General features: G+C 65.7%; 20 protein-coding genes and 5 tRNA genes. 20 read left to right on the top strand and 5 right to left on the bottom strand.

Going from position 1 to position 25,769, the window contains the following annotated elements; genetic code table 11:
- The first annotated feature begins 6 nt into the window (after nucleotides 1-6).
- The 13 genes from ACY65G_RS01485 (at nucleotide 7) to ACY65G_RS01425 (ending at nucleotide 7,568) form a co-directional block, all read left to right on the top strand.
- Nucleotides 7-387 (top strand): DUF4845 domain-containing protein, encoded by a 381-nt coding sequence (locus tag ACY65G_RS01485; protein WP_464995605.1) that lies wholly within the window; start codon nucleotides 7-9, stop codon nucleotides 385-387.
- A 25-nt stretch (nucleotides 388-412) separates the two neighbouring features.
- Complete coding sequence (rnc, locus tag ACY65G_RS01480) at nucleotides 413-1,201, top strand: ribonuclease III (RefSeq protein ID WP_464995604.1); 789 nt, start codon at nucleotides 413-415, stop codon at nucleotides 1,199-1,201.
- A gap of 12 nt (nucleotides 1,202-1,213) precedes the next feature.
- On the top strand, nucleotides 1,214-2,116 hold the full coding sequence (gene era, locus ACY65G_RS01475; protein ID WP_464995603.1) for a GTPase Era: 903 nt from the start codon (nucleotides 1,214-1,216) through the stop codon (nucleotides 2,114-2,116).
- A gap of 7 nt (nucleotides 2,117-2,123) precedes the next feature.
- On the top strand, nucleotides 2,124-3,053 hold the full coding sequence (recO, locus tag ACY65G_RS01470) for a DNA repair protein RecO (protein ID WP_464995602.1): 930 nt from the start codon (nucleotides 2,124-2,126) through the stop codon (nucleotides 3,051-3,053).
- A 12-nt stretch (nucleotides 3,054-3,065) separates the two neighbouring features.
- Nucleotides 3,066-3,824 (top strand): pyridoxine 5'-phosphate synthase, encoded by a 759-nt coding sequence (gene pdxJ / locus ACY65G_RS01465; protein WP_464995601.1) that lies wholly within the window; start codon nucleotides 3,066-3,068, stop codon nucleotides 3,822-3,824.
- Nucleotides 3,821-4,219: a holo-ACP synthase gene (gene acpS / locus ACY65G_RS01460; protein ID WP_130188479.1), complete on the top strand. Its 399-nt coding sequence runs from the start codon at nucleotides 3,821-3,823 to the stop codon at nucleotides 4,217-4,219. Before pdxJ ends, acpS begins: the two co-directional genes overlap by 4 nt.
- Nucleotides 4,220-4,328: 109 nt before the next feature.
- The gene (uvrC, locus tag ACY65G_RS01455) at nucleotides 4,329-6,173 is read left to right on the top strand and encodes an excinuclease ABC subunit UvrC (RefSeq protein WP_464995891.1); all 1,845 of its coding nucleotides are present in this window, start codon (nucleotides 4,329-4,331) and stop codon (nucleotides 6,171-6,173) included.
- A 129-nt stretch (nucleotides 6,174-6,302) separates the two neighbouring features.
- Nucleotides 6,303-6,887, top strand: a complete 585-nt coding sequence (gene pgsA / locus ACY65G_RS01450) for a CDP-diacylglycerol--glycerol-3-phosphate 3-phosphatidyltransferase (RefSeq protein ID WP_464995600.1) — start codon at nucleotides 6,303-6,305, stop codon at nucleotides 6,885-6,887.
- A gap of 89 nt (nucleotides 6,888-6,976) precedes the next feature.
- Nucleotides 6,977-7,052 (top strand) — tRNA-Gly (locus tag ACY65G_RS01445).
- Nucleotides 7,053-7,135: 83 nt separating this feature from the next.
- Nucleotides 7,136-7,211: transfer RNA gene (locus ACY65G_RS01440), tRNA-Gly, on the top strand.
- Between the two features lie 39 nt (nucleotides 7,212-7,250).
- Nucleotides 7,251-7,326: transfer RNA gene (locus tag ACY65G_RS01435), tRNA-Gly, on the top strand.
- A 38-nt stretch (nucleotides 7,327-7,364) separates the two neighbouring features.
- Nucleotides 7,365-7,440 (top strand) — tRNA-Gly (locus ACY65G_RS01430).
- A 54-nt stretch (nucleotides 7,441-7,494) separates the two neighbouring features.
- Nucleotides 7,495-7,568, top strand: a tRNA-Cys gene (locus ACY65G_RS01425).
- A gap of 307 nt (nucleotides 7,569-7,875) precedes the next feature.
- Here the strand turns inward: ACY65G_RS01425 and ACY65G_RS01420 are convergent.
- The 4 genes from ACY65G_RS01420 to ACY65G_RS01405 all read right to left on the bottom strand — a co-directional run bounded on the left by ACY65G_RS01420 (nucleotide 7,876) and on the right by ACY65G_RS01405 (nucleotide 13,629).
- On the bottom strand, nucleotides 7,876-8,850 hold the full coding sequence (locus ACY65G_RS01420; RefSeq protein WP_464995599.1) for a sensor domain-containing diguanylate cyclase: 975 nt from the start codon (nucleotides 8,848-8,850) through the stop codon (nucleotides 7,876-7,878).
- 201 nt (nucleotides 8,851-9,051) lie between these two features.
- Nucleotides 9,052-9,564, bottom strand: a complete 513-nt coding sequence (locus tag ACY65G_RS01415) for an META domain-containing protein (RefSeq protein WP_464995598.1) — start codon at nucleotides 9,562-9,564, stop codon at nucleotides 9,052-9,054.
- Between the two features lie 234 nt (nucleotides 9,565-9,798).
- Nucleotides 9,799-11,088 (bottom strand): glycosyl hydrolase, encoded by a 1,290-nt coding sequence (locus ACY65G_RS01410; RefSeq protein WP_464995597.1) that lies wholly within the window; start codon nucleotides 11,086-11,088, stop codon nucleotides 9,799-9,801.
- A 324-nt stretch (nucleotides 11,089-11,412) separates the two neighbouring features.
- The gene (locus ACY65G_RS01405) at nucleotides 11,413-13,629 is read right to left on the bottom strand and encodes a beta-glucosidase (RefSeq protein WP_464995596.1); all 2,217 of its coding nucleotides are present in this window, start codon (nucleotides 13,627-13,629) and stop codon (nucleotides 11,413-11,415) included.
- 497 nt (nucleotides 13,630-14,126) lie between these two features.
- On the opposite strand from ACY65G_RS01405, the gene ACY65G_RS01400 reads away from it, so the two are divergent.
- From ACY65G_RS01400 to glk, 3 genes are all read left to right on the top strand, one after another.
- Nucleotides 14,127-17,159, top strand: a complete 3,033-nt coding sequence (locus ACY65G_RS01400) for a TonB-dependent receptor (protein ID WP_464995595.1) — start codon at nucleotides 14,127-14,129, stop codon at nucleotides 17,157-17,159.
- Nucleotides 17,160-17,250: 91 nt separating this feature from the next.
- The gene (locus ACY65G_RS01395; RefSeq protein ID WP_464995594.1) at nucleotides 17,251-18,510 is read left to right on the top strand and encodes a glycoside hydrolase family 6 protein; all 1,260 of its coding nucleotides are present in this window, start codon (nucleotides 17,251-17,253) and stop codon (nucleotides 18,508-18,510) included.
- A 157-nt stretch (nucleotides 18,511-18,667) separates the two neighbouring features.
- Nucleotides 18,668-19,696 carry a glucokinase gene (gene glk / locus ACY65G_RS01390; protein WP_464995593.1) on the top strand — a complete coding sequence of 343 codons (1,029 nt, stop codon included), beginning with the start codon at nucleotides 18,668-18,670 and terminating at the stop codon, nucleotides 19,694-19,696.
- A gap of 69 nt (nucleotides 19,697-19,765) precedes the next feature.
- Here glk and ACY65G_RS01385 read toward each other — a convergent pair whose 3' ends face one another.
- Nucleotides 19,766-21,211 (bottom strand): NAD-dependent succinate-semialdehyde dehydrogenase, encoded by a 1,446-nt coding sequence (locus ACY65G_RS01385; protein WP_464995592.1) that lies wholly within the window; start codon nucleotides 21,209-21,211, stop codon nucleotides 19,766-19,768.
- A 214-nt stretch (nucleotides 21,212-21,425) separates the two neighbouring features.
- On the opposite strand from ACY65G_RS01385, the gene ACY65G_RS01380 reads away from it, so the two are divergent.
- The 4 genes from ACY65G_RS01380 (at nucleotide 21,426) to ACY65G_RS01365 (ending at nucleotide 25,769) form a co-directional block, all read left to right on the top strand.
- On the top strand, nucleotides 21,426-23,072 hold the full coding sequence (locus ACY65G_RS01380) for a DUF5060 domain-containing protein (protein ID WP_464995591.1): 1,647 nt from the start codon (nucleotides 21,426-21,428) through the stop codon (nucleotides 23,070-23,072).
- 14 nt (nucleotides 23,073-23,086) lie between these two features.
- Entirely contained in the window at nucleotides 23,087-23,884 is a 798-nt protein-coding gene (locus tag ACY65G_RS01375; protein ID WP_464995590.1) for a DUF1593 domain-containing protein, read from the top strand.
- Complete coding sequence (locus ACY65G_RS01370; protein WP_464995589.1) at nucleotides 23,805-24,374, top strand: hypothetical protein; 570 nt, start codon at nucleotides 23,805-23,807, stop codon at nucleotides 24,372-24,374. The genes ACY65G_RS01375 and ACY65G_RS01370 overlap by 80 nt, the downstream gene beginning before the upstream one ends.
- Before the next feature lie 153 nt (nucleotides 24,375-24,527).
- Nucleotides 24,528-25,769: an acyltransferase family protein gene (locus ACY65G_RS01365; RefSeq protein ID WP_464995588.1), complete on the top strand. Its 1,242-nt coding sequence runs from the start codon at nucleotides 24,528-24,530 to the stop codon at nucleotides 25,767-25,769.

Raw genomic sequence — 25,769 nt, 5'->3', positions numbered from 1 at the left:
GCACGCATGCGTGAACGTTGCAGGCAGGACGGCATCTCGCTGACCGGGCTGATCGTGGTGCTGGCGCTGGTCGGCGCGATCGGCGTGCTGGCGATGAAAATCCTGCCTACCTATACGGAATACCGGGCGGTCAGCGCGGCGATCGCCAAGGCCAGGGCGGCCGGCGGCACGCCGCAGGAGATGCGTGCCGCGTTCGATCGCAGCGCCGAGGTAAACTACATCAGCTCGATCAGCGGCCGCGACCTGACGATCGAGCGCGTCGATGGCGATATCGAAGTTTCCTTTGCCTACGACAAGAAAATCCACCTGGCCGGGCCGGCCAGCGTGCTGCTCGAATACAGCGGCTCCACCGCGAAGGGCGGCAAGATCGCCGCCACCGCCGAGTGACACGACAGACAGGACACACAGGAAGATGAATCTACAGTTATTGCAAACCAGGCTGGGCCACACGTTCGGGGATGCTGGATTATTGCAGCAGGCCCTGACGCATCGCAGCCACAGCAGTTTGCATAACGAGCGCCTGGAATTCCTGGGCGATTCGATCCTGAACTGCGTCGTGGCCTCGATCCTTTACGAACGCTACCTGCAGATCGACGAAGGCGACCTGTCCCGCTTGCGGGCCAACCTGGTGAAACAGCAATCGCTGTACGAGATCGCGCAAAAGCTCGAACTGTCGCAATTCCTGCGGCTGGGCGAGGGCGAGCTGAAATCGGGCGGTTTCCGCCGGCCATCGATCCTGGCCGACACGCTCGAGGCGCTGCTGGGCGCGGTCTTCCTCGATGCCGGTTTCGACGCGGCGGCCAGGGTGGTGCGCTCGTTCTACATCCCCATCCTCGACACGGTCGACCCGCGCACCCTGGGCAAGGATGCCAAGACGCTGCTGCAGGAGTTTTTACAGAGTAAAAAGATTTCGCTGCCGCTGTATAACGTGGTGGCCACGCACGGCGCCGCGCACAGCCAGGAATTCGAAATCGAGTGCCTGGTGCCCAAGCTGGGCATCCAGGTCTATGGCCGGGGCGGCAGCCGCCGCGCCGGCGAACAGGCAGCCGCCAAGCTGGCGCTGGAAGTGGCCGAACAGGCCGCGCAAAGGGCGCCCGCCGCCGCGCGCAAGAGCAAACCCCGTACCGCGCAGCTCAAGCTCGCGGGCATCGCCACCGTGCAGGGCGGCGAAGCGGCGGAAAAGAAGCTCGCCAACAAATAACCGAGAAACAACATGACTGACGCCACCACGCCCGCAGGATTTCGCTGCGGCTATATCGCCATCGTCGGCCGCCCCAACGTGGGCAAGTCGACCCTGATGAACACGCTGATCGGCGCCAAGGTCAGCATCACCTCGCGCAAGGCGCAAACGACGCGCCACCGCATCACCGGCATCCAGACGCTGGCCGATGCCCAGTTCATCTATGTCGACACGCCGGGCTTCCAGACCCGCCACGCGAACGCGCTGAACAAGACGCTGAACAAGACCGTCACGGGCACGCTCGATTCGTCGGACGTGATCCTGTTCCTGGTGGAGGCGGGCACATTCGGCCCGGCCGACCAGCAGGTGATCGATTTGCTGCCGAAGGACGTGCCCGTGGTCCTGGTGATCAACAAGTCCGACCGCGTGAAGGACAAGGCCGTGCTGCTGCCGTTCGCGCAGCAGGTGGCATCGAAATACGATTTCGCCGCCGTGGTGCCGGTGTCGGCCAAGCTGCGCTTCCAGCTTGACGGCCTGCAGAACGAGATCAAGCGCCTGCTGCCGGAAAACGACCCGGTATTCGGCGAAGACGACATCACCGACCGCAGCGAGAAATTCCTCGCCTCCGAGATCGTGCGCGAAAAACTGTTCCGCTTCGTCGGCGACGAGCTGCCGTACACGAGCACCGTGCTGATCGAAAAGTTCGAGCAGGAGGGCAATCTGCGCCGCATCTTCGCCGCCATCCTCGTCGAACGCGATGGCCACAAGTCCATGATCATCGGTAACAAGGGTGCCCGGCTGAAGGAAGTCTCCACCCAGGCGCGCCTGGACATGGAAAAGCTGTTCGGCGGCCCGGTCTACCTGGAGATCTGGGTCAAGGTGAAGTCCGGCTGGGCCGACAACGAAGCCGGCTTGCGCGCTTACGGGTACGAATAAGCAGTTCATGGCTAAGAGCCAAACCTCGGCCGAAACCGCATCCTTGCAGGATGAGGCTTTGGCCGCAAACGGCCCGGATACCGCTACCGCCGAATCCTCGTCCGTCGTGCCCGTCACGAACGCCGCCCTGGAAGTGCGCGACAACGCCGTTTCCTACCTGCTCAAGCAGGCCCCGGGGGTAGCGGCCCCGCAGCAGGCCCGCAAGCGCGCCGCGCCCCGTACAGTGGGCACGCGTGTCACCGCCCAACCCGCCTTTGTCCTCCACAGCTACCCGTACAAGGAAACCAGCCTCATCGTCGAGCTGCTCACGCGCGACTTCGGCCGCGTGGCGCTGATCGCGAAAGGCGCCAAGCGCCCGCATTCGCAGTTGCGCGGGGTGCTGCAGACCTTCCAGCCCGTCTCGGCCGGGTGGACCGGCAAGAACGAACTGCGCACGCTCACCGATGCCGACTGGGTCGGCGGCCTGCTGCCGCTGGAGAAGACGGCGCTGCTGTGCGGCTTCTACCTGAACGAGCTGCTGGTGAAGCTGCTGGCGCGCGACGATGCGCATCCGGCCCTGTTCGACCATTACGTGTCCACGCTGAACCAGCTCGCCCACAACGAGCCGCCGCCGATCGTCTTGCGAAAGTTCGAAACGGCCTTACTTAAGGAGACCGGCGTGGCGGCCGATCTCACGCGCTGCGCCGACACGCGCGGCAAGGTCAAGCCGGGCTTGCAGTACGTGGTCGACCCCGACCGCGGCCCGCGCCCCGCCGTGGATGCCGACACGGCGCCGCGCGTGGCGGGCAAGACGCTGCTCGACATGGCGCGCGAGGATTACGCCGACCCGGCCACGCAGGCGCAAAGCAAGCAATTGATGCGCTTCCTGCTGGCCCACCAGCTGAACGGCGCGCCGCTGAACACGCGCCAGATTTTGATCGACCTGATGCAACTTTAAAAACAAGAGACCATGAGCTTCCTGCACCCCTCCGGCACGATGATCGACCTGGGCGTCAACATCGACCACGTGGCCACGCTGCGCAACGCGCGCGGCACCAAGTACCCCGACCCGATCCGCGCCGCGCTGCTGGCCGAACAGGCCGGCGCCGACTGCATCACGCTGCACCTGCGCGAAGACCGCCGCCATATCAAGGATGACGACGTGATCCGCATGGCACCGCAACTCGTTACGCGCATGAACCTGGAGGCGGCGGTCACGCAGGAAATGATCGACTTCGCCTGCCGCATCAAGCCGGCGGACGTGTGCCTGGTGCCCGAAAAACGCACCGAGATCACCACCGAGGGCGGGCTGGACGTGGTGCGCTTCCACAAGGAGGTGGCCGCCGCCGTGAAGCAGCTGCAGGGCGAGAATATCCGCGTGAGCCTGTTCATCGATGCCGACGAAGCGCAGATCCAGGCCGCGGCCGACGTGGGCGCGCCCGTCATCGAACTGCACACCGGCGCCTATGCCGATGCCGAAGGCGAGGCGCAGTTGCGCGAACTCGAACGCGTGCGCAATGGCGTGCAATGGGGCGTGCGGCACGGCCTGAAGGTCAATGCCGGCCACGGCCTGCACTACACGAACGTGCAGGCGATCGCCGCCATCCCGCAGATCGAGGAGCTGAACATCGGCCACGCGATCGTGGCGCATTCGGTGTTCGTCGGCTGGGAAAACGCCGTGCGCGAAATGAAGGCCATCATGGTCTCCACCCGCCTGGGAGCCCGATGATCCACGGGATCGGCACCGACATCTGCAAGGTGCCCCGCATCGGCGAAGCGCTGGCCCGCTCGGGCGAACGCTTCGCGCGCCGCGTGCTCGGTCCCGAGGAAATGGCGGTGTTCCGCGAGCGCAGCGAACGCAATCCCGTGCGCGGCGTGCGCTACGTGGCCACGCGCTTCGCGGCCAAGGAAGCGTTTTCGAAAGCGCTGGGCCTGGGCCTGCGCCCGCCCATGACGTGGCCCGCCGCCCAGCTGCTCAACGATGCGCTGGGCAAGCCGTGCATCGTCTGCAGCGGCGATCTGGAACAATACATGGCGCACCACCGCCTGGTGGCGCAGGTGTCCGTCAGCGATGAAGAGGAATACGCGGTCGCGTTCGTGATCGTGGAAAAGCGCGATGAGTGAGATGAAGGAAGAAAGCACGGCGGGAACGCTGGCAGCAACGACGGCAGCAACACCGGCAGCAACGACGGCAGCAACACCGGCGGTAACACCGGCGGCAACGTCGAACGGCATGCCGACGCCATCGGCGCGCGAGCAGGTGCTGGCAACGGTCGCCAAGCTGCCGAACCTGCCCGGCGTGTACCGCTACTTCGACGCCGAAGACAAGGTGCTCTACGTGGGCAAGGCGCGCGACCTGAAGAAGCGCGTGTCGAACTACTTCCAGAAAAACCTGTCCAGCCCGCGCATCGCGATGATGGTCGAGCGCATCGCCAGGCTCGAGACCACCGTGACGCGCAGCGAAGCCGAAGCACTGATCCTCGAGAACAACCTGATCAAGTCGCTGCAGCCGCGCTTCAACATCCTGTTCCGCGACGATAAATCGTACCCGTACCTGAAGCTCACCGGGGACGAGGTGCCGCGCATGGTGTATTACCGCGGGGCCGTCGACAAGAAGAACCAGTACTTCGGGCCGTTCCCGTCCGCGTGGGCGGTGAAGGAATCGATGCAGATCCTGCAGCGCGTGTTCATGCTGCGCACCTGCGAGGACAGCGTCTACCAGAACCGCACGCGCCCGTGCCTGCTGAACCAGATCGGCCGCTGCAGCGCACCCTGCGTGGGCGCCATCAGCGCCGAGGACTACCGGGTCGACGTGAACAACGCCGCCCGCTTCCTGCGCGGCCGCACCACCGAGGTGATGGAAGAGCTGCAGCAGAAGATGCACGGCTATGCGTCCGACCTGAAGTTCGAACAGGCCGCCGCGGTGCGCAACCAGATCCAGTCGCTGTCGAAGGTGCTGCACCAGCAGAGCATGGAAACGTCCGATTCGGACGTGGACATCATCGCCGTGGTGGTCCAGGGCGGCCGCGCCTGCGTGAACCTCGCCATGGTGCGCGGCGGGCGCCACCTGGGTGACCGCGCCTACTTCCCCACCCACGTGATGGATGCGGAAGCCGTGGCCGAGCTGCCGATGGACGTGGAGGTGCTGTCGGCCTTCCTCGTGCAGCACTACACCGAAAAAACGATTCCCGGCGTGCTGATCCTGAACATCGAGTTCGACCAGCCGGAATTGATCCTCGCCTTGCAGGAGCAGTGCGGCCACCGCATCAACCTGCTGTTCCAGCCGCAGGGTCAGCGCCGCCAGTGGCTCGAGCTGGCGCAGAAGGGCGCCGAGATCGCGCTGGCACGGCTGCTGTCCGAACAGGGTTCGCAGCAATCGCGCACGCGCGCGCTGGCCGACGTGCTGGGCCTGGAGAACGACGACCTGGAAACGCTGCGCGTGGAGTGCTTCGACATCAGCCACACGATGGGCGAGGCGACGCAGGCCTCGTGCGTGGTGTTCCACCACCACCAGATGCAGAACGGCGAATACCGCCGCTACAACATCAACGACATCACGCCCGGCGACGATTACGCGGCGATGCGCCAGGTGCTGATGCGCCGCTACGAAAAGGTGGCCAATGGCGACGGCGTGATGCCGGACGTGGTGCTGATCGACGGCGGCAAGGGCCAGGTGGAGATGGCGCGCCAGGTCTTCGTGGAACTCGGGCTCGACATCGGCCTGATCGTGGGCGTGGCGAAAGGCGAGGGAAGGCGGGTGGGTCTGGAGACGCTGATGTTCGTCGACGGCCGCGCGCCGCAGGAGCTGGGCAAGGAATCGGCCGCGCTGATGCTGGTGGCGATGATCCGCGACGAGGCGCACCGTTTCGCGATCACCGGCATGCGCGCCAAGCGCGCCAAGACGCGCCAGACGTCCACGCTGGAGGAGATCGAAGGCATCGGCACAAAGCGGCGCCAGCGCCTGCTGGCGCGCTTCGGCGGCCTGCGTGGCGTGACGAACGCGAGTATCGAAGACCTGAAGTCCGTCGAAGGCATTTCCGCAAAACTGGCGGAAGAGATCTACCGGCGCCTCCACTGAGAGCGTGCGCAGGGCAGGGCGGGCGGCCGTTACCGTCCTGCTGAACCGTGCTTGCTGGTATTACCCCGGTCGGCAAGGTAGACTAGCGGCGCGTTAGCACAATTCCTACACCGCCGCCTTTAAGCTTCTATGCCATTCAACATCCCGATCCTGCTGACCTGGCTGCGCGTTGCGCTGATCCCCCTGGTCGTGGGCGTGTTCTACCTCCCGCCGTCATGGCTTCCCCTGCAGGACCGCAACCTTGCTGCCACCGTCGTGTTCATCGTGGCCGCCATCACCGACTGGTTCGACGGCTTCCTGGCCCGCCGCTGGAACCAGACCTCGGCCTTCGGCGCCTTCCTCGATCCGGTCGCGGACAAGCTGATGGTGGCCGGGGCGCTGCTGGTGCTGGTGCAGCTGGACCGCTGCAATGCGATCCTCGCCTTCATCATCATCGGCCGCGAGATCACGATCTCGGCACTGCGCGAATGGATGGCGCAGATCGGCGCATCGAAATCGGTGGCGGTGAACTCGATCGGCAAGATCAAGACGGCCGCGCAGATGACGGCGCTGCCGGCGCTGCTGTACTACGACGTGATCTTCGGCGCCGTTGACACGCGCTTCTGGGGCGAGAAGCTGCTGTGGCTGGCCAGCGTGCTGACCGTGTGGTCGATGTTCTACTACCTGAAAAAGGCCTGGCCGCTGATCAAGGAACGCTCGGGCAATTTGAGCTAAACAGTATTTTTAGTTTCTCCCTTGACAGGCCGTTTCGATCCTCTATAATGCTGGCCTGTTGTTGATGACAACGCAGCAGCAAGCACGAAGCGGGAGTAGCTCAGTTGGTAGAGCGCAACCTTGCCAAGGTTGAGGTCGAGAGTTCGAGACTCTTCTCCCGCTCCAAAATGTGCCTGAGATGTTTGGTGTTGAGTCAACAATTCGCTGTGCATCGTTTGATGTTTCTGCGATAATGCGGTTCCTGAAATGCGGGAGTAGCTCAGTTGGTAGAGCGCAACCTTGCCAAGGTTGAGGTCGAGAGTTCGAGACTCTTCTCCCGCTCCAGTCGAAAGACCGGGGCAGCAGTCAGTGTAGTAACTCCAAGCGGGAGTAGCTCAGTTGGTAGAGCGCAACCTTGCCAAGGTTGAGGTCGAGAGTTCGAGACTCTTCTCCCGCTCCAGTCGAAAGACGGAGCAGCAGTCAATGCAGTAACTCCATGCGGGAGTAGCTCAGTTGGTAGAGCGCAACCTTGCCAAGGTTGAGGTCGAGAGTTCGAGACTCTTCTCCCGCTCCAGAATTCCTGGGTTTCAGATCATAACCGGCTGAAATCCCGATGCAAGTCTCCTCCGGCGAGGTAGCAAAGCGGTTATGCAGCGGCCTGCAAAGCCGTCTAGACGGGTTCGACTCCCGTCCTCGCCTCCAAGATTAGTGACTAGCAAATGCTAGGAAATCAAAGATATGGCCCACTTCGGTGGGCTTTTTCTTTTTTCGGCAAGCTTATGCGGAAGCTACATGCACTTTCGAGACGGAAGAGCAGGCACATGCTCATGCCGCGGCACTCGTTTCGCGCCTGCGAAACTGAACGAACCGTACCCCGGTATGTGTCCGCACCAGCCGGCCGCCGATGCCGGGGTAAATCGATGACCGTTGCGGTCGCAGGGGCAGTAACAAGCACCGTCGGGCAGTCGCCGGCCTGTGAATTTGCGGGGCGCGGCGCAACCCGGGCCAATCAACGGCCCGAGCGCGCTTCCTGTTCTTTTTTATCCGCAAACATGGCATCGTCCGCAGCCTGGATCATCGTTTCGATGGGTTCATTCGTGTCGTGCGGGAAGTGGGCAACGCCGACGCTGTATTCGATCCGGTAGGGCTTGCCGAGTTTCTGGTTCGCATTCGCAGCCGCAATCCTGAACCTTTCGAGAACGTTGCCGATCCTGTTCTCGTCGGAATCGAGCAGCATCACGACAAATTCATCGCCTCCCAGGCGTGCAATGACGTCGCAGTCGCGGAACGACGCCAGCATGATCTGCGCGAACGAGACCAGGGCGAAGTCGCCTTCGTGATGGCCATAGGTGTCGTTGATCGCCTTGAACTTGTTCAGGTCGAACAACGCGATGGAGACGGGAAGCTTGTTTCTGCGGCAAACCTTCAGGCTGTGGTCGACCAGGGTCATGAAGCCCCTGCGGTTGGAGATCGTCGTCAGCTCATCCAGGGTTGCCAGCTGGATCGACTTGATCTCCTGTTCGATCATTTCGCCCAGGTCCTGCAGAAGCTGCTGGTCCTCTTCGTCCATCTCCCTCGGCTTCGAATCGATCAGGCACAGTGTTCCGATATTGATGCCTTGCCTGAGCTTCAGCACGTAGCCGGCATAGAACCGGATATTCGGTGCGTCGGTAACGAGTGGGTTATCGTTGAATCTTTCGTCATCGAGCGTGTTTGGAATGATGAACAATCCAGCCTGGTTGATTGCGTGACCACAGAAGGAGACTTCCCTTGATGTTTCGGATGCGTCCAGTCCTTGCGCGGACTTGAACCACTGCCGGTCTTCGTCGATCAGGCTGACCAGCGAAATCGGCACACCGAACAACCGCTTGGCGAGCCGGGTAACACGATCAAACCGCTCCTCATGGGAGCTGTCCAGAATTTGAAGTGCCCGCAGCGCATGCAGGCGCTCGGCCTCGTTCTCGGGGATTTCAGGACGTTTCATAATATGGCTTTCAACGCATGGGGATTTGTTCGGCAATGTATCGGGCGGTCATCCGGACTGCGACACGTCGGACGTGGTCGAGTTCGCAAGGACGCAATCGCAGCCATTGTAAGGCAAATTAGTTTCCGAAAAGAAAAATTCGCAATGTGTGGCGCATCTGTCTCGCGATGCCGGCGCTCGTCAACCGCGTCCAACTGGCCGTCAGCGCCGCCGTGCCCACTGGTACACGCCGCCGTCCGCCATCAGGGAAAGATACAGCCGGTCGCCGTCGATCCGGTAGCTGCGCACGGACTCGATATCCCGCGGCAGGCGTTCATTCATCGCCTGCGGGGGGCACATGGCCCGTGTGGTCGCGACGGTGCCGAAGCGCAGGCTGCCGCTCCCGGCGTTCCCTGCGGTCCCATCGCCGCCTTCCCAGGTTCCGTTGCCGCGATTGCAGTCGAAGCGGAAGGCCGCCTTGCCGTCGGCGCCGAATTCCACCTGATACTGCTCCGCCTCCTGCGGCTTGATCACGCCGGTCGTGTCGCTCGACGAGGTGAACGACACCAGGTTCCAGGCGCTCCCCGCGAGCCCTGCATCCCGCGATCCGGCGGTTCCTTGCGGGCCGCCCGCGCAGCCCGCGAGCAGGATGGCCGCGAGGCCCGCGCAGGCAACGCGCCAGGTGCGTGCAGGGCCGCGGCGCAGGCGTTGATCGATCCGGTTCAAAGACGTCATTGACGATTCCTTTCAAGGTTGATCCCGGCCTGGACTTGCGTGGTCGGCCGCCCGGGCCCGGGATATGAGCGTTATTCCATTGTAGTCCGGCACCGCATGTCCCGGCATCACGCCGCGCCTGCACCTGGCGGCGAGGAATCGAACCTTGCTCAAAACGGATGGCATACCAACAGGGCGATCGTCACCGGCACCGGCCGCCACGTTCGCGCTGCCAGTCGGCGGGCAAGACGGGTCCTACCGCGGCCGCACGGGGGCATCGCCGGCCGCCGCGTCCGGTGCGGCCAGGTGGCGCGGCAGCCTGTCGAGGGTGATCACGAGCGGGTGATGGTAGACCTTGCGCTTGTGCGCGTTGGTGTTGTAGTACTCGCCCGTCCAGAAATTCTCCCTTGCGGTCACGCCGGCAGGCGTGTCGCGGTCGTTCCACGTCATGAACCACAACCACCACGCGCCATCGGCCGCGAGCTTGTCCGGATCGGGAATGTAGCCGTTCTCGCTGAGGGCGACGGGCTTGTTCTCCGCCGTCGTCCTGCGCGCCTGCAGATAGGTGCGCAACTGCGAGCCGTATGCCTTGTTGTCGCCCTCGTCGTAGATATCGTGGCTGATGATGTCGACGACGTCGTCGCCCGGATACCAGGCGGGGTCCTGGCCGTTCCACACCCAGACAAGGTTGTGGAGGCCATGGACGTTGACCAGCCGGTCATACATGTGGCGCCACAACAGGATGCTGGCATAGGCTTGCGGCACCCCGTCGTGACGGGCCCGGCCCCACCAGAACCAGCCGTCGCCATCGTTTCCGGATGCTTCGTGCAGCGGGCGCCACAAGACAGGCACGCCGGCGCTGGCCAGTTTTTTCAGTTCGGCCGCGATCAGGTCGATACCGTCGTCGATCTGGCGCAACGCCGGGCTGGTCCTGTCCAGCGCGTTCCCGGCCACGGGAATGGTGAACGCCGTGTTGTTGCCGGGGTTCGCATCGCGCACGTAGAAATTGGCCTTGTTGACCGACGGCGTGTGCAACAGGGCGGGGTCGCGCCAGTGCCAGCTGAACGCGACGAGCCCGCCCCGGCGGGCCCAGGCGATCGCTTCTTCGGTCTGGCGCTGGCCGTCGGCGGACCCCGGGGGCATGCCATAGTTCATGAAATCGTAGCCCATCAGTGCCGGGTACTTGCCCGTGTCCGCGTGCACGCGTTCGGCCATGTCGATCGCATCCTTCCAGGTGAGGTCGGACTGGCCGGACAGCACGTGCCGCCCCCAGGTGGCGCGCAGCCAGGTGTACAGATCGCGGGTCGCCCGCGTTGCCTGCGCGTCGACCGGCGCATCGCGGCCGGCCCCCGCCGGCATGGCGTCCCGGCGATCCGGGCAAAAGCTGCGGGCGATGCAGTAGCGGCCTTCTTCGAAGCCCCAGCCGTCGCCGCGGGTGCACGTCGGCCAGGCCTTGGCATTGACGAAGCAGGTCTCCGGGCTGGTGGTCGTGCCGTTGGCGCAGCCGGCCAGTACCAGGCTCGCAAACATTGCGAGCGGCTGCATGAATCTCGGGCGAAAACGCATTGTGGCTCCTGTGGGCCCGGCAACGCCGGGCGGTCAAATGGTGTTTGCTGGGCGTCGTGGTGGGGCAGGGCAACGCACCGGGCGTGTCAGGATGATCGCGACCGGCCCGCGGCATTGCCGGCACCGTCGAACGGTGTCGAAATGTAGGCGCGCGGGCAGCCGGTAGCAATAGCGACGTTCGATACGGTGCCGTGTTTAGCCCTGTTTAGTGATCCCTGCCCACGGCCCGATCGGCAATGGGCAGGGTCGATGGGCAGGGGCGGGCTTGGGCAGGAGAAGGACGTTGGCCGCCCGATAGCCGCTTCAGCGGCCGCCGGCCGTGAACTCGCGCGCCGGCAGGCGCACCTTGACGGTCGCCACCGGCGCGTCGGCCGCTTCGGCCAGGATCACGGTGTACTCGCCGGCGGCGATCTTCCACTTGTTGCTGGCGCTGTCGAAGACGGCCAGCGTGCGCGGATCGATGGCGACGCGGGTGGCGCGGCGTTCGCCGGCCCGCAGCGCCAGCTTGTCCCAGCCGCCCAGGCGCTTCGGCGCTTCCCAGCCGGCACCGGCCTTGCTCACGTACACCTGCGGCACCGCCTTGCCGGCGCGCTTGCCGTCGTTGGTCACGCTGAACGACACATCGATCGTGCCATCCTTCGCCGCCGCCGCCAGGCCGGTGTACTTGAACGAGGTGTACGACAAGCCGTGGCCGAAGGCAAACAGCGGCTTGAGGCCTTTCTTGTCGAACCACTTGTAGCCGACCGCCGCGCCTTCGATGTCGTAGTCGGTCGTGAAGCGGCTACCTTCCGGCAGGCCGGTGCCGTCCACCACCGGGCGCGGCAACTGGTCCACCGAGGCCGGGAAGGTGGCCGGCAGGCGGCCGGAGGCGTCCACCTCGCCGGTCAGCACGCGGGCGATCGCTTCACCGCCGCTGCTGCCCGGGTACCAGGCCTGCACCACCGCGTCGACATTGTCCAGCCACGGCATGGTGACCGGCGAACCGGTTTCCAGCACCACCACGACAGGCTTGCCGGCGGCCGCCACGGCGGCGATCACCGCGTCCTGGCCGCCGGGCAGCGACAGGTCGGGTTGGTCGATGCTTTCGGCGGTCCACTGCGTGGCGAAGACGAGGGCGAGGTCGCTGGCCGCAGCCAGTCTTGCGGCCGCGGCCGCATCCTTGCCGTCGTGATAGACGATCTTCGCGTTCAGGCGCTTCGCCAGCGCCTGCATAGGCGAGGAGGGCAGGTAGACGATCGGGCCGGGGAACGTCTTCGGGCCTTCATTGGGTACCGGCGAGCCGCCGACCGGATACACCTGCGAGGAACCGCCGCCCGACAGCACGCCCACGTCGGCATGGCCGCTGATGATGGCGATGGTGCGATGCGCGCCGCCCAGCGGCAGCACGCCGTTGCGGTTCTTCAGCAGCACGATGCCTTCCTCGGCGGCCTGCCGGGAAACCTGCGCGTCCGCGGCGAAATCGATTTTTTCCGGCTCGACCCGCACCGGGTGTTCCATCACGCCGTTGGCATACATGGCGCGCAGGATGCGCTGCACCATGTCGTCGAGCCGGGCCTGCGGCACGTGGCCGTTTTCCACCGCTTCCTTCAATGCGCCGTTGAAGTACGGCGACTGGTCGAACGGCCAGCCGGACTGCTGGTCCAGGCCGGACAGCGCGGCGGGGATCGTCGAGTGGACGGCGCCCCAGTCGGACATCACGTAACCCTTGTAGCCCCAGTCGCGCTTGAGCACCTTGTTGAGCAGGTAGTCGTTCTCGCAGGCGTAGGCACCGTTGACCAGGTTGTAGGCGCACATGACGGAACCCGGATCGCCCCGCTCGATGGCGACCTGGAAGGCCAGCAGGTCGGACATGCGGCCCGCCGCGTCGCCGATCTTGACGTTTACCTTGAAGCGGCCCGTCTCCTGGTCGTTGTAGGCGAAGTGCTTGACGGTGGCGACCACGTGGTTGGACTGGATACCGCGGATCTGCTCGCCCGCGATGACGCCGCTCAGCAGCGGATCTTCGCCCGCATATTCGAAGTTGCGGCCATTGCGCGGCTCGCGCTGCAGGTTGACGCCGCCGGCCAGCATCACATTGTGGCCGGACAGGCGCGCCTGCTTGCCGATCATGGCGCCGCCCGCATAGCTGATCGCCGGATTCCAGCTGGCCGCCGTGGCAATGCCCGCCGGCAGGGCCGTGCGCTGGCGTGGCGATGGATTCGGCTGCGAGGCGACGCCGGTGCCGGCATCCGTCAGCTGCTGGTGCGGGATGCCGAGGCGCTTTACGCCCGGGATGAAGCCGGCGGTGAACGGCACGCCTTCCTCGGGCTTCGCGGTGCCCTTGTAATCGGTGGAGAAATAGCCGAACACGGTCTGGATCTTTTCGTCCAGCGTCATCGCGGCAACGGCGGCGCGCGCCCGCTGGTCGGGGTCCGTCTTGCCGCCATCGGCGGCGGTATCGGCCGCCATGGCCTGCGCCGCCGAGGCGATGAGCGTCAATGCCAGGGCGGCGCGCTTCATGTCGATGCTGAGTTGTCTCATCCGTTACTTTCTTGTCGTTGTTGAAAAAACATCGCGCGAGCGCCAGCCGGGCAGTCCTTCAAGCCGGCAGCACCGCGCTCACGGTCACCTCCTGCTCTGCGGGAATTGCGGCGAAGTGACGTCAATGCACGTGAAAAATCGCCTGAAAACGATTTCATCGCATGTTCGTCATCGTTCGGCGCGAAGTCAAGTGTCTCGTAGGAAGTATCGGAAAAATCACCCAAAATTCGTATCTTTACTACGTTTAGTGCAACACACTAAACAAATTTATTGACGGAGCGTCATGGTTGCCGGTAAGTTTCGCCTCCTGAATTCGTTTTCATAAGCGCGTTGGTGAAAATCCCACCGCGCCGCCCGAGCGCATCCAATGCCCGAAGCCGCCTTCGGGTTTTCTTTGCCGATGTTTGAAAACGATTTCAGAGACCTGCGGCGCCAGGCAGCGCGGCGCTACGAAGCGGGCATCGAACCAACAAAAATTACTCTGCATCGGAGACAGAATGAATCACTTCAAGAAGACCGCGATGGCCATCGCGGTGTCGCATTTCGCCGCCCTGACGGGCGGCGCCGCGCTGGCCCAGTCGACCGGCTCGTCCACGGAAGCCACAGCCAACGCCAACGCCAGCGTCGTGGTGGTCTCGGGCCAGCGCGCCGCGCTGCAGTCGGCCCAGAAGATCAAGCAGGATGCCGACGAGGTCGTCGACTCGATCAATGCCGAAGACATCGGCAAGCTGCCCGACCGCTCCGTGACCGAAGTGCTGCAGCGCGTGGTCGGTGTAACGATCGACCGCAGCATGGCCGGCGATCCGCAGCACTATGCGGTGGAAGGGTCCGGCGTGGCGATCCGCGGCCTGAACTACGTGCGTTCCGAGCTGAACGGCCGTGACTCGTTCTCCGCCAATGGCGCCCGTTCGCTCAGCTTCGAAGACGTGCCGCCCGAACTGATGGCCGGCGTGGACGTGTACAAGAATCCGTCGGCGGAGCAGATCGAAGGCGCGATCAGCGGCCTGGTCAACCTGCGCACGGCGATGCCGTTCGACTTCAAGGGCTTCAAGGGATCGGTCTCGGGGCAGATGTCGTACTCCACGCTGCGCGAGGGCAAGCCCACGCCATCGACGTCGCTGCTGCTGTCGGACCGCTGGAAAACGCGCTTCGGCGAGTTCGGCCTCCTGGTCGATGTCGCCAGGTCGCAGAGCGATACCCGCACCGACAACTTCCAGATCGAACCGTACTACCGGCGCGACGACCTGGTACCCGGCCGCGCCGTGTGGGTGCCGACCGGCGTCACGTGGCGCACGATGGAATTCGAGCGCGAGCGCAAGGGCCAGTACGCCGCGGCCCAGTGGCGGCCGAACCGCGACCTGAACACCTCGCTGACGTACTTCAAGTCCAGCTACGAGAACAGCTGGAGCGAACAGGCGATGCTGATGAAGCACACCACGCCGTACGCGATCCAGGTGGCCAACGGGGTCCACGATGCGAACGGGGCCCTGCTGTCCGGCACGCTGTCGGACCCGGAACACGGCGGCATCAACCTGAATCCGGACCGCCGCGTGTCCAGCCGCAATTCGTCGACCACCGATATCGCCTGGAACGTGCAGTGGCGCGTGAACCAGGACTGGACCATCCGCAATGACGTGCAGCGCATCCGCGCCAAGACCGGTTCGCTGGATTCCGACGTCGCCACCGGCATGCTGCTGCAGAAGCAGGGCGTCGACCTGACGACCAAGCTGCCGACCTTGCACTTCGACGATGCGGACCGCGCCGCCATCGCCGATCCGAACAATTACTACTGGGCCTACACGATGGAACACCTGGACCGCTCGACGGCCAGCAACAACGTGTGGAAGACGGACGTGCAGTACAACTTCGATCACGCGGTCCTGCGCGACGTGCGTTTCGGCGTGCGCTTCACCGACCGCAAGTCGCTGACGCAGAACTCGAACCCCAGCTACAACTGGCAGGCCATCACGCAGCCCTACATGCTGGGCTGGAACATCCCCACGCTGGCCTACCTGGGCGATCCCCGCTTCAACAACGAAGTGCGCGTCCACCCGTTCAACAACTTCTTCAACGGCGATGCATCGGTGCCGGCGGCGGTGTTCCCCAGCGACAGCCTGGCGCGCGGCTATCCCGACAGTTACGCCACGCTGCACAGCTACCACACCATCCTGTGCGAACAGCAGGCGGCAACCCAGGGCTGGGGCACGTGCGACCCGTGGAAGCGGGCCACCTTCGGCACCGATCCGGCGGAAATCAACGACGTGGCCGAGAAGACCAAGGCCTTCTATACGCAGCTGCGCTTCGGATTCGACGACCTGAAGTATCCGGTGGACGGCAATATCGGCGTGCGCTACGTGAAGACCGACATGCGCGCCGCCGGCTACACCGTGTTCACGCCGAACGTGGTGGCCATTCCGCCAGGCGCCGCCGTGACGGGGGCGCCGGTCCCGGACATCAGGGCGTTCTCGCAGCAGGCCGACTTCGAGCATGCGTACAGCAACGTGCTGCCGAGCCTGAACCTGCGGCTGAAGGGCACCGGCGGCTGGCAATTCCGCCTGGCGCTGGCGAAGGCCATGTCGCGGCCCGATTTCGGCCGGCTGCAGGCCTACAACCGGCTGTCGCAGCAGGTCAACAGCAGCGTCAATCCGGCCACCGGCGCGGTCAATATCGACAGCGTCAGCCTGACCGGCGAAGCATCCGGCAATCCGATGCTCAAGCCGACCATGTCGACCCAGCTGGACGTGACCGCCGAGTGGTATTTCGCGCCCGGCGGCTCGCTCACGGTGGCCCTGTTCAACAAGCGCTTGAAGGACATCGTCGTCGACCAGATGGTCAGCGTCGAGTTGCCGGACACGGCGGGGGCGATGCACCGCTTCGCCACCACATCGCCGGTCAACGGTGCGAAGGGCCATGCCCGCGGCTTCGAACTGGCCTACCAGCAGTATTACGACAACGTGCCCGGCTGGCTGAAGGGCATCGGCGTGCAGGCCAGCTTCACGTTCGTCGACAGCGCGCGCGACCTGTACAACCCGGTGTATTCGGAATACTGCAGCGGCAGCGCCGACGGCGCCGCCAACCTGAACCTGAACATCAACGGCTGCGACACGGATGGCCGCGTGTTCGGCAACCTGCCGCTGCAGGGCCTGTCGCGCCAGAGCGCCAACCTGTCGCTGATGTACGACCGCGGCCCGGTCTCGGCGCGCGTCGCCTACAACTGGCGTTCGCGCAGCCTGCAGTCGGTCAATGCCTGGGGTGCGCGCGGCACCGACGGCAAGGATACCAACCCGGCCAGCCCGACCTACGGTGCCGAGAACCTGGCGTGGGGCTTGCCATTGTGGGCCGAAGCCTATGGCCAGATCGACGCCTCGATTTTCTACAAGCTGACCGAAAAGCTGTCGATCGGCCTGGAGGCGCAGAACCTGACCGATGTGAAGTTCCGCCAGACGATGGACCAGCACATCGGCAACATGAACCACACCTGGTTCAAGACGGGGCCGCGCTACACGGCGCAGCTGCGTTACGACTTCTGAGCCAGCGGGTGTTGCACGACAGGCCGGCCACCTGGCCGGCCTGAATGGAGACGCAGTACCGCAGTACATAACATAACGACAGGAGAAATCCATGATGCATACCGTATTCCGGCCAGCCCTGGCCACGCTCGTCCTGCTTGCCAGCGGTGCCGCCAGCGCCGCGCCCACCTGCGCCGCAACGTATGCCACGCGCGACGACTGGGCCAACGGCTTCGTCGTCGACATCGTTGTCACCAATACCGGCAGCAATACCGTCAGCGGCTGGAACGTCACGTGGGACTATGGCAGCCCGGTCTCGCTGGCCAGTGCACCGTGGGGTGCGCGGGTCGCCGTCGCGGGCGGCCGGGTAACGGCCACCGACGATGGCGGACGTCCGTCGATCGCGCCTGGCGCCAGCATCGGCTTCGGCATGCCGCTGGCGTATGCCGGCGCGCGGCCGGTTCCCGGCAGGATCACGGTCGGCGGCGTCAATTGCACGATCCAGGCACCCAACCCGAACCTGTACAGCGACCCGCAGTCGGCCGCCGCACGGTGGGTGCGCGACAACGCCGGCGATGGCCGTGCGGCCGAGATCGGCCCGCGCATCGCCAGCCAGCCGGCCGCGAAGTGGTTCGGCGGCTGGAGCGGCGATATCGGCAATGCGGTAGGCAGCTATGTCGGTGCGGCGGCGGCGGCGCGGCGCGTGCCGGTGCTGGTCGCCTACAACATTCCGGCGCGCGATTGCGGCCAGCACAGCGCCGGCGGCGCCGGTTCGGCGGCGGCCTACCAGGACTGGATCCGCGCGTTCGCCAATGCGATCGGCCCGCGCGAAGCCGTGGTGGTGCTGGAACCGGATGCGCTGCCGCAGCTCGACTGCCTCGATGCCGCAGGCAAGGCAACGCGGCTGCAACTGTTCCGCCACGCGGTGGCCCAGTTCAACGAGCGGGCGCCACGCACGGCGCTGTATGTCGACATCGGCAACAGCGACTGGCTGGAACCGGCCGAGGCGGCGTCACGCCTGCTCCAGGCCGGCATCGCCAACGCCGAGGGTTTCGCGCTGAACGTGTCCAATTACCGTACCGATGCGGAAAGCAATCCGTATGGCATCGCGGTGAGCAACGCGCTGCAGCAGCAGGCCGGCTGGGGCAAGCCGTTCGTCGTCGATACCAGCCGCAATGGCGCGGGGCCGGACGGCCGCGAATGGTGCGACCCGGCGGGCCGCAAGATCGGCGTGCCGCCGCGCGTGAACGCGGTGGGCAGCCAGCCCGCCATGACGCTGTGGGTCAAGGCGCCGGGCGAAGCCGACGGCTGCGCGGCGGCGGCGGGCACCTTCCTGCCGGAGATGGCCTACAAGATGATCCACGGGTATTGATGGCCGGCCAGCGCCGCGTGCCCTGCGGCGGCGCTGGCCATCGCGTGGATCGTCCGCAAGGCGGGAGGCGCTTCCGGGCGCACGTCCCTGTTTTTTTCCTGAGCCGCGGGCCCGGTCGCGTACCGGGCCTGCTTGACGACCGCTTGCGACGATGTCCATGACTCCGACGTTCCTTACGCCAGACCGCCTCGCCGATCATCCGGCGGGCCCGCGCCTGCTGGCGCACGTGGGCCGCACGCATGCGCGCTTCGCGCTGGAACCGGGACCGGGCCGGACAAGCCATGTACATGTCCTGCCATGCCGGGATTACCCGACGCTGGCGGCGGCGCTGCGTGCCTGGCTGGCGCAGGCCGACGTGGCCGCCGCCGCGCCGGTGGTCCGGCATTGCGCGATCGCGGTCGTCAATCGGGGCACGGGCGATGTCGTGCGAATGCCGAACCATCCGTGGGAATTTTCCGTTACCCGGCTGCGCGACGAGTGCGGCTTCGACGTGCTCGCCGTGGTCGACGAGTTCCCGGCAATGGCACGGGCGTTGCCTTGCCTGGGAGACCGCAAGCGGCAGGTCGGAGGAGGGGGCGCCGTGGCCGATACGCCGCTGGGTTTGCTCGGCGCCGGCACGGGGCTGGGCGTTTCCGGCCTGGTCCCCACGGCCGCGGGCTGGACGGCGCTGCGATCGGCAGGCGGCCACGCCAGCTTTTCACCCGTCGATGAAACCGAGATCGCGATCCTGCGGTTTGCACGGCGCGAGTTCGGCGACGTGTCCGCCGAACGGCTGTTGTCCCGCGCCGGCATCGAGCTGATCTACCGCGCCCTGGCGGACTTGCGGGGCATGTCCGCCGAAGCACCGTCCCGCACCGCGCTGTCCTATACCGAAATCGCGCACCGCGCGCTGCGCGGTAACTGCCCGCTGTGCGACGAGGCGGTCGAGGTGTTCTGCGGCATGCTGGGCACCGTGGCCGGCAACCTGGCGGTAACGCTGGGCGCGCGCGGTGGCGTGTACATTGGCGGCGCCATCGTGGCGACACTGGGCGATCGCTTCGACCGGTCCTCGTTTCGCGCGCGTTTCGAGAAGAAGGGGCGTTTCGCCCCTTATCTCGGCGCGGTACCCACGTATGTCATCACGGCCGGCCATCCGGTCCTCGTCGGGCTGTCGGCGATCCTCGCGGACACGCTGGCCGGCCTGTGATCGCTGGCCATCGCAGCGCTGGAACGGCGCGACGCGGTTCCGACGGCCAGCCTGGCAAAACCTGCCCCCTCAGACGCCGACCATCGACACCGCCTTGGTGTTCAGGTACGACTCCAGCGCTTCCGGACCGCCTTCGGACCCGTAGCCCGAGTCCTTGATGCCGCCGAACGGCAGTTCGGCGCTCGGCGTGGCCGGCTGGTTGATCCACAGCATGCCCACTTCCATCCGGTTCATCAGCAGCTGCGCATTCTTGATGGATCGGGTGAACGCGTAGCCGGCCAGGCCATACGGCAGGCGGTTGGCTTCGGTGATCGCGTCTTCCAGGCTGTCGAAGCCCCGGATGCCGGCGACCGGGCCGAATGGCTCGTCATTGAAGATGCTCGCGTCCAGCGGCACGTCGGCCAGGATCGTCGGCGCGAAGAAGTTGCCCGTGTCGCCGACGCGCAGGCCGCCGGTGGCGACGACCGCACCCTTGGCCCTCGCATCCTCGACCACCTGCGACATGGCGCTGATGCGGCGCGCGTTGGCCAGCGGGCCGAGCGTGGTGCCTTCCTGCAGCCCGTCGCCCAGCTTCAGGCCCTCGGCATGCGCGACCAGGGCGCGCGTGAATTCCGCCTTGACCGCGTTATGCACGAGGAAGCGGGTGGGCGAAATGCACACCTGGCCGGCATTGCGGAACTTCGCCGCGCCCGCGGCCTTGACCGCCAGCGCCACGTCGGCATCCTCGGCAATGATGACGGGGGCATGGCCGCCCAGTTCCATCGTCGCGCGTTTCATGTGCTTGCCGGCCAGGGCGGCCAGCTGCTTGCCGACCGGCGTGGAACCGGTGAAGGTCACCTTGCGGATGATCGGATGCGGGATCAGGTAGCTGGAAATCTCGGCCGGGTCGCCGAACACCAGGCCCACCACGCCGGGCGGCACGCCGGCATCGACGAAGCACTGCAGCAGCGCGGCCGGCGATGCCGGGGTTTCTTCCGGCGCCTTGCAGAGGAACGAGCAGCCGGTCGCCAGGGCGGCCGACAGCTTGCGCACGATCTGGTTGATCGGGAAGTTCCACGGCGTGAAGGCGGCCACGGGGCCGACCGGCTCCTTCAGCACCAGTTGCTGCGCTGCCGGGTTGCGCGAGGGGACGATCCGTCCATACACACGCATGCCTTCGGCGGCGAACCAGTCGATGATTTCGGCGCCGGCCAGCGCTTCGCCCTTGGCTTCGGCCAGCGGCTTGCCCTGTTCCTGGGTCAGCAGGCGGGCGATGTCGCCGGCGCGCTCGCGCAGCAGCGTCGCGGCGCGGCGCATGGTGGCGGCGCGCTCGGCCGCCGGAATGGCGCGCCACGTCTCGAAGCCCTGCTGGGCGGCCGCCAATGCGCGGTCGAGGTCCGCCACGGTAGCGTGGGCCACGGTGCCAATCGGCTGCCCGGTGGCGGGATTGATCACGGGGATGGTCTTGCCGCCGGTGGCGTCGACCCATTCGTTGGCGATGAGCAGGCGGGTATCTGGGTAGCTTTGGGTAGTCATGGGGGGAGAACATCGTTGTGGGGAAAACAATGTTACCTCGTACACGGATCCCTTGCAGGCGGACGCACATCCGCATGCTGGCACGATTCTCCCAACCGATCAGTTGCCTGATCGATCGCAGCCACGCGCCCATGTCGCCGCGCCTTGCCTGTACTATCGCAGTGTGTACGGCCGGCAAGCCGCGCGTCCCCGATCCACCTTCGACCGACGATCCATGACAACACCGCTCACCCGGCGCTTCGCCCGCCAGTTTGTCTCCCTGCTCGCTCCCGTGTTTGCCCTGCTCCTGATCGCCTGCGGCCCGGCCAGCGCCCGGGAACGCGTGGAACGCTGGGGCATGTACGAAGTTGTCCTGAAGGGCAAGGATGCCGGCAATCCCTTCATCGACCTGGAACTGACGGCCACGTTCACGCGCGATGGCGAGCGTTACCAGCCCGAGGGCTTCTACGACGGCAACGGCACCTACCGCGTGCGCTTCATGCCGCCCAGCGCCGGCGAGTGGACCTGGACCACGCACAGCAACCACCCTGACCTCGACGGCAAGACCGGATCGTTCACCGCCGTCGAAGGCGCGAACAGGGGGCCGGTGCGCGTGGCCAATGTCCATCACTTCGCCCATGCCGACGGCACGCCGTTCCGGCCGTTCGGCACCACGATCTACGAATGGGCGTTCCAGCCGGAGGCAAAGAAGCGCGAAACGCTGGCCACGTTGAAAAAGGCGCCGTTCAACAAGGCACGCATGCTGGCCGTGCCGCCCTGGAAGCCGCGCTACATCGACGGGCCGGACAAGCTCACGCAGTTCCCGTTCGTCGGCACGTCGCGCGACGACTTCGATTTCTCGCGCTTCAATCCAGCGTACTTCCACAGCCTGGAGCGCGACGTGAAGCGGCTGTCCGACCTGGGCATCCAGGTCGACCTGATCCTGTTCCGGCCCTACGACAAGGGGCAGTGGGGCTTCGACACCACCAGCGATGCGGTCAACCAGCGCTTCGTGCGCTACATGGTGGCGCGCTTCGCCGCGTTCCAGAACATCTGGTGGAGCCTGGCCAACGAGAACAGCTACATCCGCCACCTGACCGACGAGGACTTCGACCGCTACTTCCAGATCGTGCAGCGATACGATCCCTATGGCCACCTGCGCTCGATCCACAATGCCGACCGCATCTACGACTACAACAAGCCGTGGGTTACCCACGTGAGCCTGCAGTACTACAACGCCGTGAAGGTGTTCGGCGTATCGCCGATGCTGCGCGACATGTACCGCAAGCCGATCGTGCACGACGAGATCAACTACGAAGGCAATTCGCCCAGCCGCTGGGGCCAGCTTTCCGGCGAGGAGCTCACGCGCCGCTTCTGGGTCGCGCTGGTCGGCGGCGCCTACGCCACGCATGGCGAGGTACTGGAAAACGGCTGGATCAGCGGCGGCGGCCACCTGGCGGGCACCAGCCCGGATCGCATCGGCTTCCTGCGCAAGATCGTCGAGGCGGGGCCGAAGGGCGGGCTCGCGCCGATCGACCAGCTGTTCGTGATGAACGCCGCCGGCCAGGCGGGTGAATACTATTTGTATTACTTCGGCGACGACAAGCCCACCAACTTTCCGTTCGTGCTGCCGGTGAAGGAATTGCGCAAGGGCATGAAGTTCAAGGCCGACATCATCGACACGTGGAACATGACGGTCACGCCGGTCCCGGAAACGTTCGAGATCGGCGAACCGCCGCGCTATCGCGTGGCGGACGTGAAGAACCGCGTCATCAGGCTGCCCGGCAAGCCGTACATGGCGCTGCGCATCCAGCGCGTCGGCGACATGCCGAAGGCGCCGCCGAAGCAGGCCCCGGGGGCGATCGTCGAGGAAGAACTGTAACGAAAGGAAGGCACATGGCGTCCCGATTCAGGCGCTTGAAAAAGCTGGCCTTGCCGGCGTGCGCCGCGGCAGCCTTATTGTCGTGGGTGCAGCCCGCCGCCGCGCAGGAGGCACGGCACCGCATCGTCGTCTCCACCGACATCGGCGGCACCGACCCGGACGACGACCAGTCGATGGTGCACCTGCTGGCCTATGCGGATACCTTCGATATCGAGGCGCTCATTTCGTCGCCGTTCGAATCGGATGCCGGGCGTGCCCGCAATATCCTCGCCGTGATTGCCGAATACGAGAAGGATTACCCGCGGCTCAAGCGCCACTCGGCACGCTATCCGGCGCCGGAGGCGCTGCGGGCGATCACGAAGCAGGGCGAGACCGGCTCGACGGGCCTGCGCGGCTGGGGCGTGCCCACCGAAGGATCGAAGGCGATCGTGGCCGCGGCGCGGCGCGACGACCCCCGGCCGCTCTGGGTGCTCGCCTGGGGCAACATCGGCGACGTGGCCCAGGCACTGCACGATGCGCCGGACATCAAGGGCAGGCTGCGCGTGCACTGGATCGGCGGGCCGAACAAGAAATGGGGGCCGGCCGCCTACGACTACATCGTGCGCGAGCACCCGGACCTGTGGATCATCGAATCCAATTCCACCTACCGGGGCTGGTTCGTCGGCGGCAACCAGGCGGGGGGACCTGGGCAACGAGGCATTCGTCGCGCGCCACCTGAAAGGCCATGGCGCGATGGGCGATTACTTCGCCGGCCACCTGCATGGCAAGATCAAGATGGGCGACACGCCGTCGGTGACGTACATGCTGGGTGATACGCCCCTGGACCCGACGCGCGATTCCTGGGGCGGACGCTACGTGCGCGCCTGGGAACGCCAGCGCGTCACGTTCGACCGTCCCGCCACGGCCGCCGACAAGGTCGAGGCGTTCGCCATCGTCGAGTTCGGGCTGGCCAGCGATGCGCTGCCCGTCGCCATGGCCCGGCTGGTCGTCGACAACCAGTCCTTTCCCGGCCACCGGCACGCGGACGGCACCTGGCGCTTCCTGTTCTCGCCGAAGGAAGCCAGGACCTTCACCTACGAGATCCGCAGCGACAAGCCGGGCGTGGCGCCGCTGACCGGCGCCTTCACGGCCGTGCTGCCCGCCCCGGGCAGCAAGCCATCGCCGAAATACGCGAACTGGTGGACCGACGACCCGGATCCCCGCGTGGCCGAAGGCATGCACCAGGGGGCGAAAACGGTCAGCCGCTGGCGCGAAGCGTATCTCGGCGATTTCGCCAGGCGAATGGCCCGGGCCGACCGCTAGGCAGGGCCGGTCGCCCGCCTGGCCGACCGGCGGTCATCACGATTTTTAACTGGACAGGCGGCAAGTCGTGGCCATAAGCTCGCACGACCGGCAAGCATGCATGTCGATCCCTCACAGGATCGCCGTATGGCGACACCTCCATCGAAAGAGCCCATGAACATCCAGGCGGACGAACAGCGGTTCCACCATCTCGATGCGGTACGTGCCGGCGCGCTGCTGGCCGGCATCCTGCTCCATGCAGTCATGTCGTTCCTCCCGGGCTTCAGGGAAGCCAGTTGGCCACTGGCCGACGCGTCCACGAGCACCGGGCTGGGAATCCTCTACTTCGTCATCCACCTGTTCAGGATGTCGCTGTTCTTCCTGGTTGCCGGCTTCTTCGCGCGCCTGCTGCATGCGCGCCTCGGCACGCGCGGCCTGGTAAAAAACCGTTTGCGCCGGATCGCGTTGCCCCTGGTCGCGTTCTACCTCGTGACGATGCCATTGATCGTGGTCGCCATGGTCTGGGGCGTGCGCCAGTTGGGGATCAAGCCCACGGGGGCGGCGCACTATCCCATGCCCATCGTCGGGCCGCCCGTGCCATGGGGGCACCTGTGGTTCCTGTACATGCTGCTGGTGATCTGTTTCCTCGTCTTGCTGCTGCGCAGCGTCGTCGTCCGGTTCGACGCCGCCGGAACGCTGCGCGCCGCCGTCGGCCGCCTGCTCGACGCATCGATCAGGACCCGCCTGGCGCCGTTCATCCTGGGTATTCCCGTGGCCCTGTCGCTGCATGGCGCCCCGTGGTGGGTGCAATGGCAGGGGATTCCGTCGCCGATCGCCGGGCTGGTGCCCAATCTGCCCAGCATGCTGTCATACGGCAGTGCCTTCCTGGTAGGCTGGTTCCTGCACCGGCGGCAGGATACGCTGGACGTGCTGGCGCGGGACTGGCCGCTGTACTTCGCGGGCGCACTGTTGGGCTCCACGGGCGCCCTGTACATCGCCGGCACCGCACCCAGACTCACGGTGCTTCCGCTTGGCGGCACGGAGCAGGCACTGTATCTCGCAAGTTATCTGTTCGCCCAGTGGTGCGCCACGTTCTGCGTCATCGGCATGGCGTTGCGCCATTTCGCGGCGCCGAGCGCACGCTGGCGCTACCTGGCCGATGCGTCGTACTGGATGTACCTCTTGCACCTGCCCGTGGTCATGCTGCTGCAGGCGTGGATGCTGACGTGGCCGCTGCCCTGGCCGGCAAAGCTGGCGATGATCCTCGCGATCACGGCGGTGGTGCTGCTGGCCTCGTATCACTACCTGGTGCGCAACACCTTCATGGGCGTGTTCCTGAACGGGCGGCGATTTCCGCGCCGGCATCAGGCCGGTGTCGCTCCGGAGAGCCCGACGGGCCGGGTACCGGGCGCATAA

The organism is Pseudoduganella sp. jia 12, from assembly GCF_055502675.1.
This window is presented reverse-complemented; position numbering and strand designations above follow the sequence as displayed.